At 56.1% G+C, this 15,338-nt stretch carries 11 protein-coding genes; 6 read left to right on the top strand and 5 right to left on the bottom strand.

All coding sequences use genetic code 11. The features are described 5' to 3' along the window. Positions 1-72: 72 nt before the first annotated feature. From Q1Q75_RS00670 to Q1Q75_RS00690, 5 genes are all read left to right on the top strand, one after another. The gene (locus Q1Q75_RS00670; protein WP_300667017.1) at positions 73-1,266 is read left to right on the top strand and encodes an efflux RND transporter periplasmic adaptor subunit; all 1,194 of its coding nucleotides are present in this window, start codon (positions 73-75) and stop codon (positions 1,264-1,266) included. Next, positions 1,263-4,535, top strand: coding sequence for an efflux RND transporter permease subunit (locus Q1Q75_RS00675; RefSeq protein WP_300667019.1), 3,273 nt, complete (start codon positions 1,263-1,265; stop codon positions 4,533-4,535). Before Q1Q75_RS00670 ends, Q1Q75_RS00675 begins: the two co-directional genes overlap by 4 nt. Positions 4,536-4,540: 5 nt before the next feature. Beyond that, positions 4,541-5,878: a TolC family protein gene (locus Q1Q75_RS00680; RefSeq protein ID WP_300667021.1), complete on the top strand. Its 1,338-nt coding sequence runs from the start codon at positions 4,541-4,543 to the stop codon at positions 5,876-5,878. A gap of 62 nt (positions 5,879-5,940) precedes the next feature. After that, positions 5,941-6,615 (top strand): response regulator transcription factor, encoded by a 675-nt coding sequence (locus Q1Q75_RS00685; RefSeq protein ID WP_366945130.1) that lies wholly within the window; start codon positions 5,941-5,943, stop codon positions 6,613-6,615. Next, the gene (locus Q1Q75_RS00690) at positions 6,612-7,937 is read left to right on the top strand and encodes a HAMP domain-containing sensor histidine kinase (protein WP_300667025.1); all 1,326 of its coding nucleotides are present in this window, start codon (positions 6,612-6,614) and stop codon (positions 7,935-7,937) included. The genes Q1Q75_RS00685 and Q1Q75_RS00690 overlap by 4 nt, the downstream gene beginning before the upstream one ends. A gap of 190 nt (positions 7,938-8,127) precedes the next feature. On the opposite strand, the gene Q1Q75_RS00695 is transcribed toward Q1Q75_RS00690, so the two are convergent. Further along, positions 8,128-8,715 (bottom strand): class I SAM-dependent methyltransferase, encoded by a 588-nt coding sequence (locus Q1Q75_RS00695; protein WP_300667026.1) that lies wholly within the window; start codon positions 8,713-8,715, stop codon positions 8,128-8,130. Between the two features lie 1,297 nt (positions 8,716-10,012). On the opposite strand from Q1Q75_RS00695, the gene Q1Q75_RS00700 reads away from it, so the two are divergent. Continuing rightward, the gene (locus Q1Q75_RS00700) at positions 10,013-11,230 is read left to right on the top strand and encodes a hypothetical protein (RefSeq protein ID WP_300667028.1); all 1,218 of its coding nucleotides are present in this window, start codon (positions 10,013-10,015) and stop codon (positions 11,228-11,230) included. Between the two features lie 628 nt (positions 11,231-11,858). Here Q1Q75_RS00700 and Q1Q75_RS00705 read toward each other — a convergent pair. From Q1Q75_RS00705 to Q1Q75_RS00720, 4 genes are all read right to left on the bottom strand, one after another. Further along, a complete protein-coding gene (locus tag Q1Q75_RS00705) occupies positions 11,859-12,719 on the bottom strand; it encodes a lysophospholipid acyltransferase family protein (RefSeq protein ID WP_300667030.1) in 861 nt (286 codons plus the stop codon). Between the two features lie 443 nt (positions 12,720-13,162). Beyond that, complete coding sequence (locus Q1Q75_RS00710) at positions 13,163-13,753, bottom strand: hypothetical protein (RefSeq protein ID WP_300667033.1); 591 nt, start codon at positions 13,751-13,753, stop codon at positions 13,163-13,165. Then, positions 13,753-14,739 (bottom strand): flotillin-like protein FloA, encoded by a 987-nt coding sequence (floA, locus tag Q1Q75_RS00715; protein ID WP_300667035.1) that lies wholly within the window; start codon positions 14,737-14,739, stop codon positions 13,753-13,755. The genes Q1Q75_RS00710 and floA overlap by 1 nt, the downstream gene beginning before the upstream one ends. Positions 14,740-14,859: 120 nt before the next feature. Next, positions 14,860-15,336 carry an NfeD family protein gene (locus tag Q1Q75_RS00720; protein WP_300667037.1) on the bottom strand — a complete coding sequence of 159 codons (477 nt, stop codon included), beginning with the start codon at positions 15,334-15,336 and terminating at the stop codon, positions 14,860-14,862. Positions 15,337-15,338 lie beyond the last annotated feature (2 nt).

Raw genomic sequence — 15,338 nt, forward strand, 5'->3', positions numbered from 1 at the left:
ACATCCCTTTCACCCGCCCTGGTCTACCCTGGTACCTAAAAATAGCGATTCTCACATTTATAAGGAAACCAGATGCCGGAAAAAAAGAAACATAAAAAAGCCATGACCAAGGCATTGCTATGTACCCTGGTGCTCTTGGGTGGGGCCGTCTCCATGACGGCCCTGGCCAGCCTGAAAAAGCCCCCCAAAGAAAATGTGATGCCCGAGCTAAAGCTTGCTGTGGATGTGACGGCAAGCCGCCCGCAGGAGGTTCAGTCCATGATCTCTGGATACGGTGAAGTCCAAGCCCTGAATACGGTGGCCCTTGCCCCTGAACGTTCAGGCCGGGTGGTGGCTATTCACCCGAGACTTGAGGAAGGAGAGGTGATCGATGCAGGAGAGGTGCTTTTCCGTCTGGACACCGAGGCACTGATGCTGGAAAAAACCACAGCCACCCGTCGTCTTGTCACCCTGACGCGAAATCGGGACCTTCTGAAAAAGGAGTACGAACGGACCCAGACCCTCTTTGAGAACATGAAGACAGGCAGCCTCACCGCTGTGGAAACCGCCGAGCAGAATTACAACTCAGCCAAGGACTCTGTGGACCAACAGGTATACGTCCTGGCCGAGACCAACCTAAACCTTAAAAAATCGGTGATCCGTGCCCCGTTCAAAGCCCGGGTGAAAACCGTCTCCATAGAAAAAGAGCACTATGTCACGGCGGGAACCGAGGTGATCACCCTCGCCGATGATGCCATCCTCGAAATGGCCGTGCCCATCAAGGGAGACGAAGCGGCGACGTATCTCGCGTTTGACGAAAACTCGGCCCCGGCCACCTGGTTCGGCACCCTGAAAAAAAACCGTTGCCAGGTCTCCTGGACCAACGGCATGGCAACGGCATCCGGTACATTGGACCGGGTCATACGTTACGACACCGCCTCCCGGACCGTCTATGTGGCCATCCGCATTGACCAGAAAAAACAGGTCGGGTTTCCCGTCACCGAAGGCATGTTCTGCAAGGCATCCATTCCCGGACGCACCTTTGACAACCTCATCCCCCTCCCATCCCATGCCGTCAGTTATGACGGAAAGGTGTACGTCGCAGAGGACGGACGACTTAAAACCGTCCAGGTTGATACCCCATACACACACGAAGGGTTCACCTATGTCTCCTCGGGGCTCGCACCCGGAGCCATGGTCATCACGAGTCGCCTGACCTCCCCTCTGGAAGGTGCCCTGCTCACAATACAGGCCCCCAAAGAGCTTGCCGCCGGAGACACCCCATGAATAAACTCGTTGAAGCCTTTGTGCAAAACAAGGTGTTTGCCAACATTCTTCTTGTTGTCGTCCTTCTCGGCGGCATGGTGGCCGCACACACCATGATCCGAGAAGATTTTCCGTCCGTGACCCTGGATTCCGTGACGGTAAACCTTGACTGGGATGGCGCCTCTCCAGAAGATGTCGAGGAGGGGATTTCTCGAAAAGTGGAAGACGCCATCGACTCCCTGGAAGGGATCGACACCTACACCACCTCCTCCGTCGAGGGGCATTCCTCCACCAACATCACCGTAAACTACGGGTACGATGTCAACACGCTGTATGACCGGGTAAAAAACAAAATCGATCAGATCTCCACCTTCCCCGGAGAGGCTGACAACCCGGTGGTCACCATCCCCACCAAACTCTCCCATGTCATGGCCCTTGGGGTGACGGGCCCCATGGATGAAGTGACCCTCAAAAAATGGGCCGACACCATCGAAGATGAGCTCAAGCGTCTTCCCGAAATCTCCCAGATAGCCGTGGCCGGAACACGAGACTATCAGGTGACGGTGGAAATATCCGAACAGGCCTTACAAAAATATAATCTCACCCTCTCGGATGTGACCTCTGCCATCGCACACTCAAGCTTAAACCTCTCCGGCGGCACGATCAAAACATCCGGTGAGGAGTTCAGTGTCCGCACCGTGGGCAAGCGGTACTCCAGCAAGGAGCTGGCCGGCATCGTCGTGATCGCGGGAGATAAGGGGGAAGCCATCACCCTGGGCCAGCTGGCAGAAATCCGGGATGATTTCGAGCAGGACGACCTCTCTTTCCAGGCCGACGGCAGCCCCATGGCCGTGATCGATGTGAAACAGACGGAACAAGAAGACGCCATCACCATCGCCGACAGAATCAAGCGTTATGTGACTGAGAAGAACCCCACCCTCCCCCCGGGGACGCGCATCATCATTTTATCCGACAGCACCGCAAAAATACGCGCCAACATAGACATTTTAACCGGAAACGGCCTGATGGGGCTGGTGCTGGTCTTCGCTGTTCTCTGGCTCTTTCTCGACACACGCCTGGCCTTCTGGGCCGGCATGGGCATCCCCACCTCCCTGGCCGGTGGCCTCGCCGTCCTCTGGTTCTCCGGGTACACCATAAATTCAATCACCCTCTTCGGGCTCATCATGGTTCTGGGCATCGTGGCCGATGACGCCATTGTCGTGGGAGAAGCGATCTACGTTCAGAGAAAAAACGGCGCCAGCCCCCTTGCCGCGGCGATGAACGGCCTCACCGAGGTGGGACTCCCCGTCATCGCCTCTGTGGCCACCACCGTTGTGGCTTTTTTGCCCCTGATGCATGTGGCCGGCGTCCTGGGAAAAATCATCATCGGACTCGCCATGGCGGTCATCGGCTGTCTCCTGATTTCTCTCATAGAGTGCACGATCCTCCTGCCTGCTCACCTCTCCAATCTGCCCGATCCAAACCGCCCTGAAAGGTCCCTATTCGCCTTGCTGCGTGGTATTGGGGCGTTTCACGACCGCAGCGTGGCAAGCATGGAGTATGTAGCGGAGACCCTCTATCAATCATGGGTGAAAAAGGTAATCCATCACCGTTACCTGGCCGCAAGCGTCGCCGTTGCCGTTGCCATGATCACCCTTGGACTCTTCCAGGGGGGGCTGCTCAAGTACAACATGTTTCCCGAGCGGGACGGGTATGAAATTGCCGCCCAGCTCACCTTCCCCGAAGGCACCCCCTATGGGGTAACAAAAGCCGCGGTGAAACGCATCGAGGCGGGCATGCTCTCCCTGGCTGAAAAAACAGAAACTCAATCGGGAGCCCCCTTAATTGAAAACCTCATCACCGTGACAGGCCAGGGGGTGGAGAATCACATCGGCGCAACCGGTTCCACCGGGGCCAACCTCGGAGGGGTCCAGGTGGCCCTGCTGAACGACTCGGACCGAGGCATCCATGCCCGTGACATTTGCCGCGCCTGGGAAAAGGAAGTGGGACCCATCGCCGGCGTGGAGAAACTCACCTACACCTCAGGCGGGGGAGGGCCGCCAGGGGGAGACATTGAAATCTGCCTCCAAGGCGAGAACCTTGAGAACCTCACCGGGGCCTCTGCGGTGGTGATGGAACGACTCAGACAGATCGACGGGGTCTTTCGTATCGAAAATGACAGCTCCCCAGGGAAAAAGGAGGTCCGCTTTACCCTGAAACCAGAGGCACGTAACTTAGGAATTGAGGTGACAGATATAGCGGATCAAGCCTTCGCGGCCTACTTCGGAAAGAACGCAATCACCATTCAGAGGGGCGACGATGAGGTGGACGTCCGGGTCACCTACACCGAAGAGGAACGAAGCACCCTTGAGAGTCTACAGGATCTCATGGTGAGCACCCCCGACGGCACGAGGGTCCCGGTGAAGGCCGTGGCCAACGTGGAGATCCGCCCTGGCTTTTCCACCATCAAGCGCACCGACAATCGCCGCCAGGTGATGGTCAGCGCCGACGTGGACACCACCATAATCGTCTCGGGCGAGGTCTTGGCACAGCTGCAGGGGAAATTTTTCAGTGACTTGGAAAAGGACTGGAATGTTCGCGTTAAACTGGAAGGAAACGCCAAAAAAGACAAAGAAACCAACGGAAGCCTCGCCATCTGGCTTCCCCTGGCCGTGCTGATGATCTACATGATCGTGGCCACCATGTTCCGCTCCTACCTGCAGCCCCTGATCATTCTCCTCACGGTTCCCTTCGGACTCATCGGTGCGGCCCTCGGCCACCTTATCATGGGCCTGAACCTCTCCATGTTCAGCGTCTTCGGCATGGTGGCCCTCACCGGCGTTGTGGTCAACGACGCCATTGTCCTCATCGACCGGATCAACAGCAACCTGAAAGAAGGAATGCCCATGATTCCGGCTGTGGTCGCAGGGGGAGTCCGGCGCTTCCGATCGGTCATACTCACCAGCGTCACCACCGTGGGCGGGCTCTTGCCCCTGATTCTGGAAACCGACTCTGCGGCCACCACCATGATCCCCATGGCCGTCTCCCTGGCGGCGGGCCTCACCTTTGCGACCCTCTTGACCCTCCTGCTGATTCCCGGGTTGATGGTCATCTTAAATGATGCCAGATGCCTTGCCGCCCGACTGCTTCACAGGACGCCACAAAGCCGTGAGAGTGTCGAGCCCGCATACAGGGTGAGCGATGCCGGAAAGATCCTGGCTCCCGAAATGACTACCCAGAAAAACACGGCCATTGCCACGGACACCATGGCACTCATACCCAAAGGATAAGCCCCATGAATCGAAAAATACATGCCCTCTTGTATAGCGCCGTGGCACTGTTCACCGCGGCCATCCCCATGGCCTCAGCAGGAGTCCACACCACCCCCCAGCAGCTTGCCACCCTCAAGGTCCTCGACCTGGGCACGGCAAAAGTGCTGGCTGTCACCGGCAACCCTTCCCTCCTGGCGATGAAGGAGCGGATTGAGCAGGCCCGGCAACAGGTCAGGCAGGAAAAAGCCGCCTGGCTTCCCAGCCTCGACGCCGAAACCTCCCTCACTCGGGAAGATAACTCAACAAGCTCAGGGGGGGATGACGCGTACGAAGCCTATAAGACATCGCTGATCGCAACGCTTACCCTGTTTGATGGGTTCAACAGAACCCATGCGCTGGACTCTGCCACCCAAGGCGAGAGCGTCTCCTTTGAGGAGGAAAAGGACGCTCGCCGCCTGCTGCTTTTCAATGTGGCTCAGAGCTACTACAGCCTCCAGAGTGCCGCCGCGGATATCGCCATCGCACGCTCAGACAGGGCTTACAACGCCAGACAGCTGACCGAAGCCGAGGCCCGCCACAACGTGGGGGCCGGCTCCTTGAGTGATGTCCTCAACTTCAAAATCCAAGTCAACACAGCCTCAGCCACACTCATGGATGTGGAGAAGACCTACGCCATCGCTCTCACCGGCCTGGCCACGCTCATGGGCGTCGAGAAAACCGCCTTCCAAGAAGGGATGAGCCTGACACCCCTTCAGGAAAGCGGCGACTGGAACAACCACACCCTTGTAAGGGAAGAGCTGGTTCGCATCGCCCTGGTCCATCGCCCAGACCTGGCCCAAAACCACTACGTGCTGGAACAGACCACCAGCGCCATCGGCATTGCCCGCGCCGACTACTACCCCACGGTCAGTCTCTCGGGCATCGTCTCTGGAGCCCGGAATGGGAGTGCCGCCTATGACTCGGATGACCAGGGAAATAGCATAGCGATAACGATGGCAATCAATCTCTTTGCTGGCGGAGAGACCCGGGCAAAGGTGGCAAAAGCCGAGGCAACACGCAGAGAAGCCCTCTACACCCTTCAAGACCTCAGACTCACGGTGAGGCAAGAGGTAAGCGACGCCTTGGAAGAGTTTAAGACAGCCCTCAAGCAGGTGGCACTACAGGTCGAAACCGTCACCCTCACCCGCCAAAATCGAGACCTGGTGGAGCAGGAGTACCGGGCAGGGCTGACAAGCGTGGTGCAACTCAATGAAGCCCAGAACAATCTGGTCAGCGCCCAGGGCAACCTGGTGACGGCCCGAGTGACCCTCCATACCGCGTGGGAGACCATCCAAAAGGTGACAGCTTCAAACCTGATCTGATAAGAACAAGGCTTAAATAAATACATCACATCAAAGAGACCCATAAAATGAAGCAGCCCCATTTGCGCATTCTGATCATTGAAGACAACCGGGACATTGCCGAAAACATCGGCGACTATTTTGAAACCCGCGGCCATGTCTCCGATTTTGCCATGGACGGCATCACCGGCCTTCACCTGGCCCTCACCGGGGAGTACGACGTGATCGTCCTGGACCTGATGCTTCCCGGGATGGACGGGCTGACCCTCTGCACGAAACTCCGGCAGGAAGGCGGGAAAACAACGCCCGTCCTCATGCTCACCGCCCGGGACACCCTGGACGATAAGCTGGCCGGGTTTCACACCGGGGCCGATGACTATCTGGTGAAGCCCTTCGCCTTGGAAGAGTTGGCCGCACGCGTTCAGGCCCTCACACGACGGCTAAGCAGATCCGAGGGCTCCCTGCTTCAGGTCGGGAATCTCACCCTGGACACGGCCACCCTCAAGGTGCACCGCCAGGGCCAGAATATCGAGCTGAACAACACCTGCCTCACTCTTTTGAAAATTCTTTTGCACGCATCGCCCCAAGTGGTCACCCGCAATGAACTGGAACGCGCCCTCTGGGGAGACACCCCACCGGGGAGCGATGCCCTGAGAACCCACATGTACACCCTGCGCAATAAAATCGACAAACCCTTTGCAAGCCCGCTGATTCATACTCTCCACGGTATCGGCTTTCGAATGGAGGAGGCGTCATGACCCCTGGCCAAGGCCCTCCCATGGAATTCAAGCCGCCTTTTTTCAAAACCCATGCGTTTCGAGTCTTTATCTCTTTTGTCCTCTTCGGCTCCCTGCTGACCCTGGGCTATGGATGGGCTGTCTCCGACCAGATGCGTCGCATGCATAATAAAATGGAGGACTTTCGGGTCAAGGAAGAGGTCAAAAACTATCTGGACACGTATGCCCGACAAGAAGAGCCTCTCCTGACCCGAAGTCTTTTCCTTAACATCTATGACGACATCAACGAGGTACCCACCGACTTTCGGGTGGCCATTCAAAGCCTGCCCGACGGAAACTATTTTTCAAGCGGTTCCGAGGGTATCGGTGGCCCGAAGTTGTACCGGTACCTCATCCGCAGTCTTCCCGACAAAAACAAGACACTCTACTTCATCATGGATGACGGGGGATTTCAGGAACGGTTCGGTCTTCGTGAAAAAGTGTCCCGTGTGTTTCTCTATGGGTTCTTTCTGGCCACCGTCTTGAGCTTCATCGCGGGCCTGGCCAACGCCCACCTGCTTATCCATCCCATGTCCCGCCTGCTCGAACAGGTCAGCCGGTCCCGGCCCGATGATTTGCCGGTGGGGTTTGCCAAGGACTACGCCCATGACGAGGTGGGCTCTCTTGCCCGCGCCCTGGACCAAACCAACAAACGCATTCGGACCTTTATCGAACGGGAACAGCAGTTCACCCGGGATGCCAGCCATGAACTTCGGACCCCCGTCACCGTCATCAAAGGGGCCGTGGAGCTCCTGAACCAGCTGCCCGAGCAGGACATGCAAAAAATCCAACGGCCCTTAAAACGCATCGAGCGCTCCGTCACCGAAATGGAACACCTCATCGAGAGCCTGCTGCAAAAGGCGCGAGAAGAAAACGCCCCCGGCAACGCCTCATGTGTGGCCCGCCCCCTGGTGGAACAGGCCATCCAGGAGAGCCGTTACCTCGTGGAGGGAAAGGCGATCACCCTCGCCTTTGAGTGCACCGGCACCCCAGCCTTGACGATGTCAGGCTCCGATTTTAAAATGGCCGTCTCCAACCTGATCCGCAACGCCTGCGCCTATACCCACTCAGGCACCGTCATCATCCGCCTTTCCGAAACATTCATCGAGGTGGAAGACACCGGCCCGGGAATCGACCCGGCCATCATCGACCAGATCACGGACCCGTTCGTCAAAGGGACATCAAGCCAGGGACACGGCATCGGCCTGTCCATCGTCAAACGGGTTTGCGATCAATCCAACGGGCACCTTGCCATCACCTCCCAGAGCAGCGGCACCCGGATCCGCATCACCTTTTCACACTGAGTCACGTGGTATTGAGCACCTCCACGGCGGGCCTACCGGGGGCTAAACTTTTGCCTGATTTTATAAAGACGGGTTTAACAAAAAGGCCTTAAATATATATTTCAGATTTACATCGGCCCAAATGCGGATGTGATTTGGCCCGAGGAACGAAGGCCAAGAGTCTCAGCGAGACTGGAAAGCAGGGACGGCCCTATGTTTCAAACAAATACCCCAGCCAGACATCATCGCCCCCCCGTGCCGAGGGGGAACGGGACATGGAAAGACAGATCAACCCGGCGCTTTTCGCCATTCTTCTGAATGCGGAATCCTGCCAATAATAGAAGGTGCGATGATCTTTGTCTTTGGCGGAACCCACCCCCTCCTTAATGGAGACATAGAGACGGCCACCGGGGGCCAGGGCGCTGGCGAGCCGGGAAAGAATTTCCGGGAGGGCGGCGTGGGGAAGATGGACCAGGACACCGGAGACCAGAAGGCCGTCCCAGGGCTGAGAAAGCAACTCAGTGGACCGGATGTCTCCGAGGGTCACAGGACACCCGGAATGCCTTTCCGCCAGAGCGGCCAGGGCGGAAGACGGCTCCAGTCCATGGGGAAAAAAACCTTTATTTTTCAGCCAGAGCAGGTCACGGCCGGAGCCGCAGCCCAGATCAAGGACACGGGCCCCGGGTTGAAGTGCTTGCGCCAGGGGGGCCAAAAAGGGGGTGGGGTCGATATGAACCGTGGCGTCAAAAAATAGTTTCGCCTCCGACTCGTAGTACGCGCTTGTTCTCTCCTTCATCATCCGTACCTTTCAGTATGACTCATTCACCATGAATATGGCTTTATTAACAAAACAGGGCGTGCAAACGAAAGGCTCTCCTCAGGACCCGTTGTCTTCGTCAGACATCAGGGGTCAAGGGCCACACTCACGTCACCCCTATCCCGAATATTTCATGAGAAAACAATCAGGACTAAGGAATAAATCGTAATGACAGTTCTTTGCCGTCATATTTTCAGTCGTTTCAAAAATGCAAAATGTAATTCACGGTATTCTGTTTGATTTTCTCACCCTTCGGACTAAATCCTCTCTCCAATTCAGCGGTCATCGACACCTCCCTCCCGTTTGGCGTCCCAGCACGCATCGAGAAATGTACATGATTAAACAAATGAACGCTCATTAAACCTTTTTGTTTCTGATAACGGCATCGGTGTTTAAATTCATACGATCCCGTCTATATATTTTTAGTACATAAATCAAGTGGTTTAAGGAGAAGACTAACTAAATCATTCTCATCATTTTTTTGAACCGCTTTTTTGAAACAATCCTTCGTTTATATTTTTACTGTTCAAAGATAAATCGCCCTGCGCCCAAGAGAACCCCCAACCTACCAGGCCAGAGGGGGACGGGACAGGCGCCGCAACCCCCTTAAATTTTACAGTCAAAAAATGATAAACAAACGTTCATTCATTTTTAATATAGCCTTCTTTCTTGTTGATCGATGGCCTCTCTCATTGCGCCATGACCCGATCCGCCCGAGCCAACGCTCTAAGATTGAGGACATTACACATCAAAAGAACGCGCGGAGAGAGGGGCCGTTTATCATCAACCCTGCATAACCGAACAATCGTTTATCTCTATTTTTCTAAGAAAACCGGACAACAACGGCTGCTGATGTAGGGCCGCATCCACCCTGACCACGAAAAAAAGTCAGGCCCGCCCCACGCGCTGAAATCGACGGATCCCTGCGGCGGCACCGAAGAGTGACACCCCACCTGCCCCCCTTTAAAAATTAAGGAAAATTGGTACGCAACCATGGTCATAAAATAAAGTAAAGAGGCAGGGGCCACTCTATGCCGGGAGACCCTATTTGTAGTTATATCAATCAAAATATTCACAAGTGAAAAATCGGTAATCAAAGTCAAACAGTACGGTACTTAGCTGCCTAACTAAAGTTATGAATTTACCTGTCGATGTGGCTTTCAAACCCTGGAATTAGGTTGGGTTGCAAACCAACCGTCACATGTAAAGCACCTATAACGCTTGATGTTCCCTGAAGTTGCGTTCAGAGGTGCATCCACGGCAAGGAGACGTCATTGAGATGAAAAAAAACATCGCGGCCATTTTAGCCATCGTCACGGGGGTCGTCTTCGCCTCCCCCGCCAGCGCGACCCTCATCGAAAACAACACCAACTTAAGCGCGGACTGGACCCGCATGCCGGCCCGGGTCGCCGCCACCGACTCCGTGGACACCGTCCTCTACAACCCGGCGGGCACCATCCGCCTGGGCGAGGGCACCTACATCATGGCGGGAAACCAGATCCTTCCCAAGGCATACAGCCACACCAAAGACGGGGTAAAACACGAGACCACCACCCTCACCACCGTTGTGCCTGATTTTTTTGTCTTGAAGAACGGAAAAAAATGGAGTGGATTTACAGGATTTGGGGTCATCGGGGGCGGAGGATCGCTGGAGTATGACAACGGAATACTCAACAAAGAGATGGGGATCACCACTAAGCAGGTGGCCGATCTTCTATCGAAACATCCCGTAGGCGCCGCCGTGACGGAAGAGGTGGCCTCGGCCTGGATCGGGGCCTACGTGGGCGGCGCCTATGCCGTGAGCGACACCCTCTCTCTCTCGCTGACCGGCCGACTGGTCTACGGCACCAACACGTACGAAATCGACGGCGGAAAAGTCCTGGACTATGAAAAAACCGGCACCGGCTTCGCCCCCATCATCGGGGTCAACTACACCCCCAGCCCGGTCCTCAACATCGGCTTTCGCCACGAGTTCCGCACCCGGGTAGAGTGGGACGTGGACAAAATCGATGGAACAGCGGCACCTGTCTTATCACAATCCCCAACGTTTGGAGCCAAAGGCGACACCTCCCGCAAGGACTTCCCCGCCATGACCGCCCTGGGCGCCTCCTGGAAAGCCACCGAAGCCCTCACCCTGGCCACGGACATCAGCTACGCCTGGCATGATGACATCGACTGGGAGGGGGTGGAAAAAGGGCTCGACAACGGAGTAGAGTTCGCCCTGGCCGGAGAGTACGCCCTCACCCCCACCCTCAAGGTGAGCACGGGCTACTCCTACTCCAACGCCGGACAGGACAAAGAGAAATACTCCACCGCCATCTCCAAGAACGTCTACCACGGCCTCTCCGCAGGCTTTATGATCGAGCCGAAGCCGGGCCTTAAATTCAACGTCGGCGCCACCAAGCTCTTCTACGAAAAAGACACCGACAGCCACGGCATCACCTATGAAAAGGACCTCTGGATCATCGGTACCAGCGTGCAGTATAAATTTAATTAAAGCTGGCCTGCAGCGACAGGGTGGTCATCAAAAAAATGCCCCTAAAAACAAAAAGCCCTGTCTGATCCCAACGGATCACTCAGGGCTTTGGCATGAAACGAACAGAATGCGTCGTTTGGGTTGGTGGGAACAAATAATGATACCGTGGCTTGCCGGAATACCGCTGGGATTTGACCCGAGGAATCCGCCTACGCAAAAGCCTCCGGCGTGACAAGTCCGCCTAAGCAAAAGCCTCCGGCGTGACACGTCCGCCTACGCCCATGTTCATGCGTCACCGTTCGACCGACATCAATGGGCTTCGGCGCGACAAGCGATCCGTCTTCGCCTGCGGCTACGCCGTGACATGGGGGCAAAGCGCATTTGCAACCTGCTTTCAAGGTGGCACACCTTGCCGCCGGAATTAATCCGGTTCATGTCTACCCATGAGTTGATACGGAAGCACCGGTAACTTATGCGCTTGCGACACACGAGGCACCCCCTCACCCTTCACGCGAATGCGGAGGCGGGGTGCCGCAAGTACCGATAGCCGGGGAGCATTCGCAAACCCGCTTTCAAGGTGGCATCACCTTGCCGCCGGAGGCATTGCTTTTTGTTCTTTTATTTTTTCCTGCAACCTTACCCCTCGGCGTCACTCGGGGGGACGGGTCTTCCACCGGTTGTGCACCCAGAACCACTGCTCCGGAAATTTGAGGATCATCTTCTCTATGGCGTAGCTGAAGTTCTGGGTGTTGGTCTGGACATCGGCCTCAAAATCACCCGTGTTGACAAGGGGGATCTCCGGGCCGAACTCCCCGCGGACAAACCGGCCGTCCCGGGCCACGAAATAGGGAATCACGGGGGCGCCGGTGGACAAAGCCAATTGGGCGATCCCATTGTTGGCGCTGGCTTTCTTACCAAACATGTCGACAAAGACACTCTGATGAGGCTTGGGGGCGTTCTGGTCACTTAAAAGCCCCACGGCGTTGCCCTCGCTGAGTTCCTGAAGGATGCCTTTCACGGCTTTTTTGGTCGGGTACATGCGGCAGCCGAAGCGCTCTCGCATCTCCTGGATAAACCGATCCATGGGCTTAAAATCCAAGGGGCGGTAAACCGCCGAGATCTGAAACCCGGTGATGCCCATGGAGGTGGGGAGAAACTCCCAGTTCCCCATATGGCAGGTCAGCACCAGCACCCCTTTGCCTTTTTTTTGAGCCGCAGCCAGATGGTACACCCCGTAAAGGCGAAACCGCGCCTTGATCTCCTGCCAGCCCCAGCGCAGACTGCGCCCCATTTCAAAGGGAACCAGGGCGATGTGATCAAAGGCCTGCCGACTGAGGCGTTCAATCTCCTGGCGGGACTTCTCCCGGCCAAAGACGAGGGTCATGTTGTCTATCGCCACCTGACGATGACGCGCATCACGACGATACCAGAGACCACCGATGGCATGGGCCATCCGCACGGCCTGCCGCTCCGGGATCAAGCCCAACAGCAGAAAAAACAATCGAATCATTTTGTACGCCAGACATTCCATACCCTGCGTCCACCCCTCCCTCTTCCACGAATTCATATCATCGGGTCACTCTTCAGCTTGTGCCTTCTATGGTTAAAGTTCGGGGCAAAAACGTGCCTTGGGCTTTAGATTTACCCAAGATTATAATTCAAGACCTGTTTATCTAACTGTTCAAAAGTTTGGCCTCCGGCGGTTCTGACGGGGGCCAACCAAGTGACCTCGCCCCTTCCTTTTTTTAAAAAGGCGCGTTCAACCACAGAGAGGGCACTATACGTGTGGATCCGGGGTTTTGCAATGGGAAAACCGTTCAGAGGAATTCTGGAAAAACAAGGAAAAGCATGAAGGGAGACGCTGTTTCCACGGGATGTCTTAGACAGACAAACCTCGTGGAAACACGCCTGGTGGGTGAGGCAAATCCATGGACCACCTCACCGGCACATCATTTAAGACCTCATCCCTATGGGCGAGTCGAGAATCTCTTTCCAGATGACCGCCTCTTTAAGACGCCGCCGCCGTTTTCGTTGACCACGGCACCTGTCCTCCGGCACCTCAGAGGGCCCCACACGTTTGCGGGTGACGCAGGGTGCGGCCTCCGATTCCCCGGGAAGGTCCCAAAGGGAGGGGGTCTCGTCCACAGCATCCCACCGTTCCTGGGAAGACGGACTCTCATCCGTCACCTCCCACCGTTCATGGAGAGAGGGTCGTTCCTCTTCTGCCTCCCAGCGATTACGGGGCGCATCAGGAAGATCGCTATCCGTTTCGCAGAGAACCTCTGAACGAGGTACATCCGCCCCCCGAAGCTCCTCCCAGGGGTCATCATCCATAAGGATCTCTGCGTCCGTACCTGAAGCTTCCCGCTCCGCCTCGAGCCTGGCCTTCTCCATCTCCTGCTTCATCTGCTGGATCACGTTGCCCATTTTATTTTTCAGGGCTCCGCCCCCTTCCGAATTCACGGCAGAGAGAACCTTCCTCATGATGGAGCGAAAGATCAGGTAGATCACAAAAAGCGTGATCAGAAACTTCAGGCCACTCATCAGGTGGTCTCCTTGTCATCCGGCCCTTTCTCGTCACCGGCAATGGAGCTGCGCATATCGGTATCGGCCATGATGTTCTTCATTTTGTAATAATCCATAATGCCAAGGTTGCCGCTGCGGAAGGCTTCGGCCATGGCCAGAGGCACCTGGGCCTCGGCTTCAACGACCTTGGCCTGCATCTCCTGAACCCTTGCACTCATCTCCTGCTCGACGGCATACGCCATGGCACGACGCTCTTCGGCCTTGGCCTGGGCGATCTTCTTGTCGGCTTCCGCACGATCGGTCTCAAGATCTGCCCCGATGTTCTTGCCCACATCCACGTCGGCAATATCGATGGAGAGAATCTCGTAGGCTGTCCCTGAGTCGAGGCCCTTGGCAAGCACGGTCTTGGAGATACGGTCCGGATTCTCCAGAACCTGCTTGTGGTTCTCCGCAGAACCAATGGTGGAGACAATCCCCTCGCCCACACGGGCAAGAATCGTATCGGCACCGGCGCCCCCCACCAGGCGATCGAGGTTCGCGCGAACCGTCACCAGAGCCAGGGCTTTCAGCTGAATGCCGTCCTTGGCCATGGCGGCAATTTTCGGGGTCTCGATGACCTTGGGGTTGACACTCATCTGCACGGCTTCGAGCACATCACGTCCGGCCAGGTCAATGGCCGCCGAACGGTTAAACTCCAGCTCGATGTTGGCTTTATCAGCCGCGATAAGGGACTGGACCACACGGGCCAGGTTACCGCCAGCCAGAAAATGGGATTCCAGCATGTCCGTGTCAATATCGATTCCCGCCTTCACGGCCATGATCTTGGATTCAATGATCAGCGGAGCCGGGACCTTCCTGAGCCGCATAAAGACAATGTTCAACATCCCCACATGGGCACCGGAGACCAGGGCCTGAATCCAGAGCTTGATGGCGGAGCCGATGACAAACAGAATCACCAGCACAATGGCCAAGACGACAAACGTTAAAATCATATTCGGGTTCATGTATTCTCCTGGGTTACGCGTTATCTAAATGGCCTTCCGCTTCCAAAAGACCGGGTTTCGTCTAAAAACTGCCCACGGTGTCACAGGGGGAGGACCCAAGGGGCACAAAAAAGCCACCTTCTACCCCACCTTTTTGACAATCACGCGGTTGGCGGTGACGGAGAGTACCCGCAGGGGACTCCCCTTTTCGATGTATTCGCCACGAGTGACCACATCGATGCGTTCGTCACCTAAAAGGGCCACGCCCGATGGGCGCAAATCGGTCAGGGCACGTCCTTCGAGCCCCACGAAATGATCCAGGCCTTTTTTCTGTGAGGTGGCACCTTCGGATCGTTTCAACTGCTGCTTGAGGGTGATCGGGGAATGTTCCAAGAGTCTGACCCCCAAAAAAATGGCGGCGGGGACCAGGAAGAGGTCGGCAATCAGCAGGGCATAGCCCATCTGGCTGGAAACCTCGGTAAAGACCATATAGAGAGAGAGACCCAGAAGCGACGCAGCGATGACGGAGATCACCCCAAAAGAGGGAATGAGAAACTCTGCAATGATGGCGGCAGCCCCTGTGAGTTGCAGGAAAAAAATGGCGAAAGCAAATTTCATGA

The sequence above is a fragment of the Desulfoluna sp. genome (assembly GCF_030145185.1).
Taxonomy (GTDB): domain Bacteria; phylum Desulfobacterota; class Desulfobacteria; order Desulfobacterales; family Desulfolunaceae; genus Desulfoluna.

Excerpts from the sequence above, each read along its gene's own strand:
- Q1Q75_RS00670 (WP_300667017.1), top strand. The coding sequence starts at position 73 with ATGCCGGAAAAAAAGAAACATAAAAAAGCCATGACCAAGGCATTGCTA.
- Q1Q75_RS00675 (WP_300667019.1), top strand. The coding sequence starts at position 1,263 with ATGAATAAACTCGTTGAAGCCTTTGTGCAAAACAAGGTGTTTGCCAAC.
- Q1Q75_RS00680 (WP_300667021.1), top strand. The coding sequence starts at position 4,541 with ATGAATCGAAAAATACATGCCCTCTTGTATAGCGCCGTGGCACTGTTC.
- Q1Q75_RS00690 (WP_300667025.1), top strand. The coding sequence starts at position 6,612 with ATGACCCCTGGCCAAGGCCCTCCCATGGAATTCAAGCCGCCTTTTTTC.
- Q1Q75_RS00695 (WP_300667026.1), bottom strand. The coding sequence starts at position 8,715 with ATGATGAAGGAGAGAACAAGCGCGTACTACGAGTCGGAGGCGAAACTA.
- Q1Q75_RS00700 (WP_300667028.1), top strand. The coding sequence starts at position 10,013 with ATGAAAAAAAACATCGCGGCCATTTTAGCCATCGTCACGGGGGTCGTC.
- Q1Q75_RS00705 (WP_300667030.1), bottom strand. The coding sequence starts at position 12,719 with ATGATTCGATTGTTTTTTCTGCTGTTGGGCTTGATCCCGGAGCGGCAG.
- Q1Q75_RS00710 (WP_300667033.1), bottom strand. The coding sequence starts at position 13,753 with ATGAGTGGCCTGAAGTTTCTGATCACGCTTTTTGTGATCTACCTGATC.
- floA (WP_300667035.1), bottom strand. The coding sequence starts at position 14,739 with ATGAACCCGAATATGATTTTAACGTTTGTCGTCTTGGCCATTGTGCTG.
- Q1Q75_RS00720 (WP_300667037.1), bottom strand. The coding sequence starts at position 15,336 with ATGAAATTTGCTTTCGCCATTTTTTTCCTGCAACTCACAGGGGCTGCC.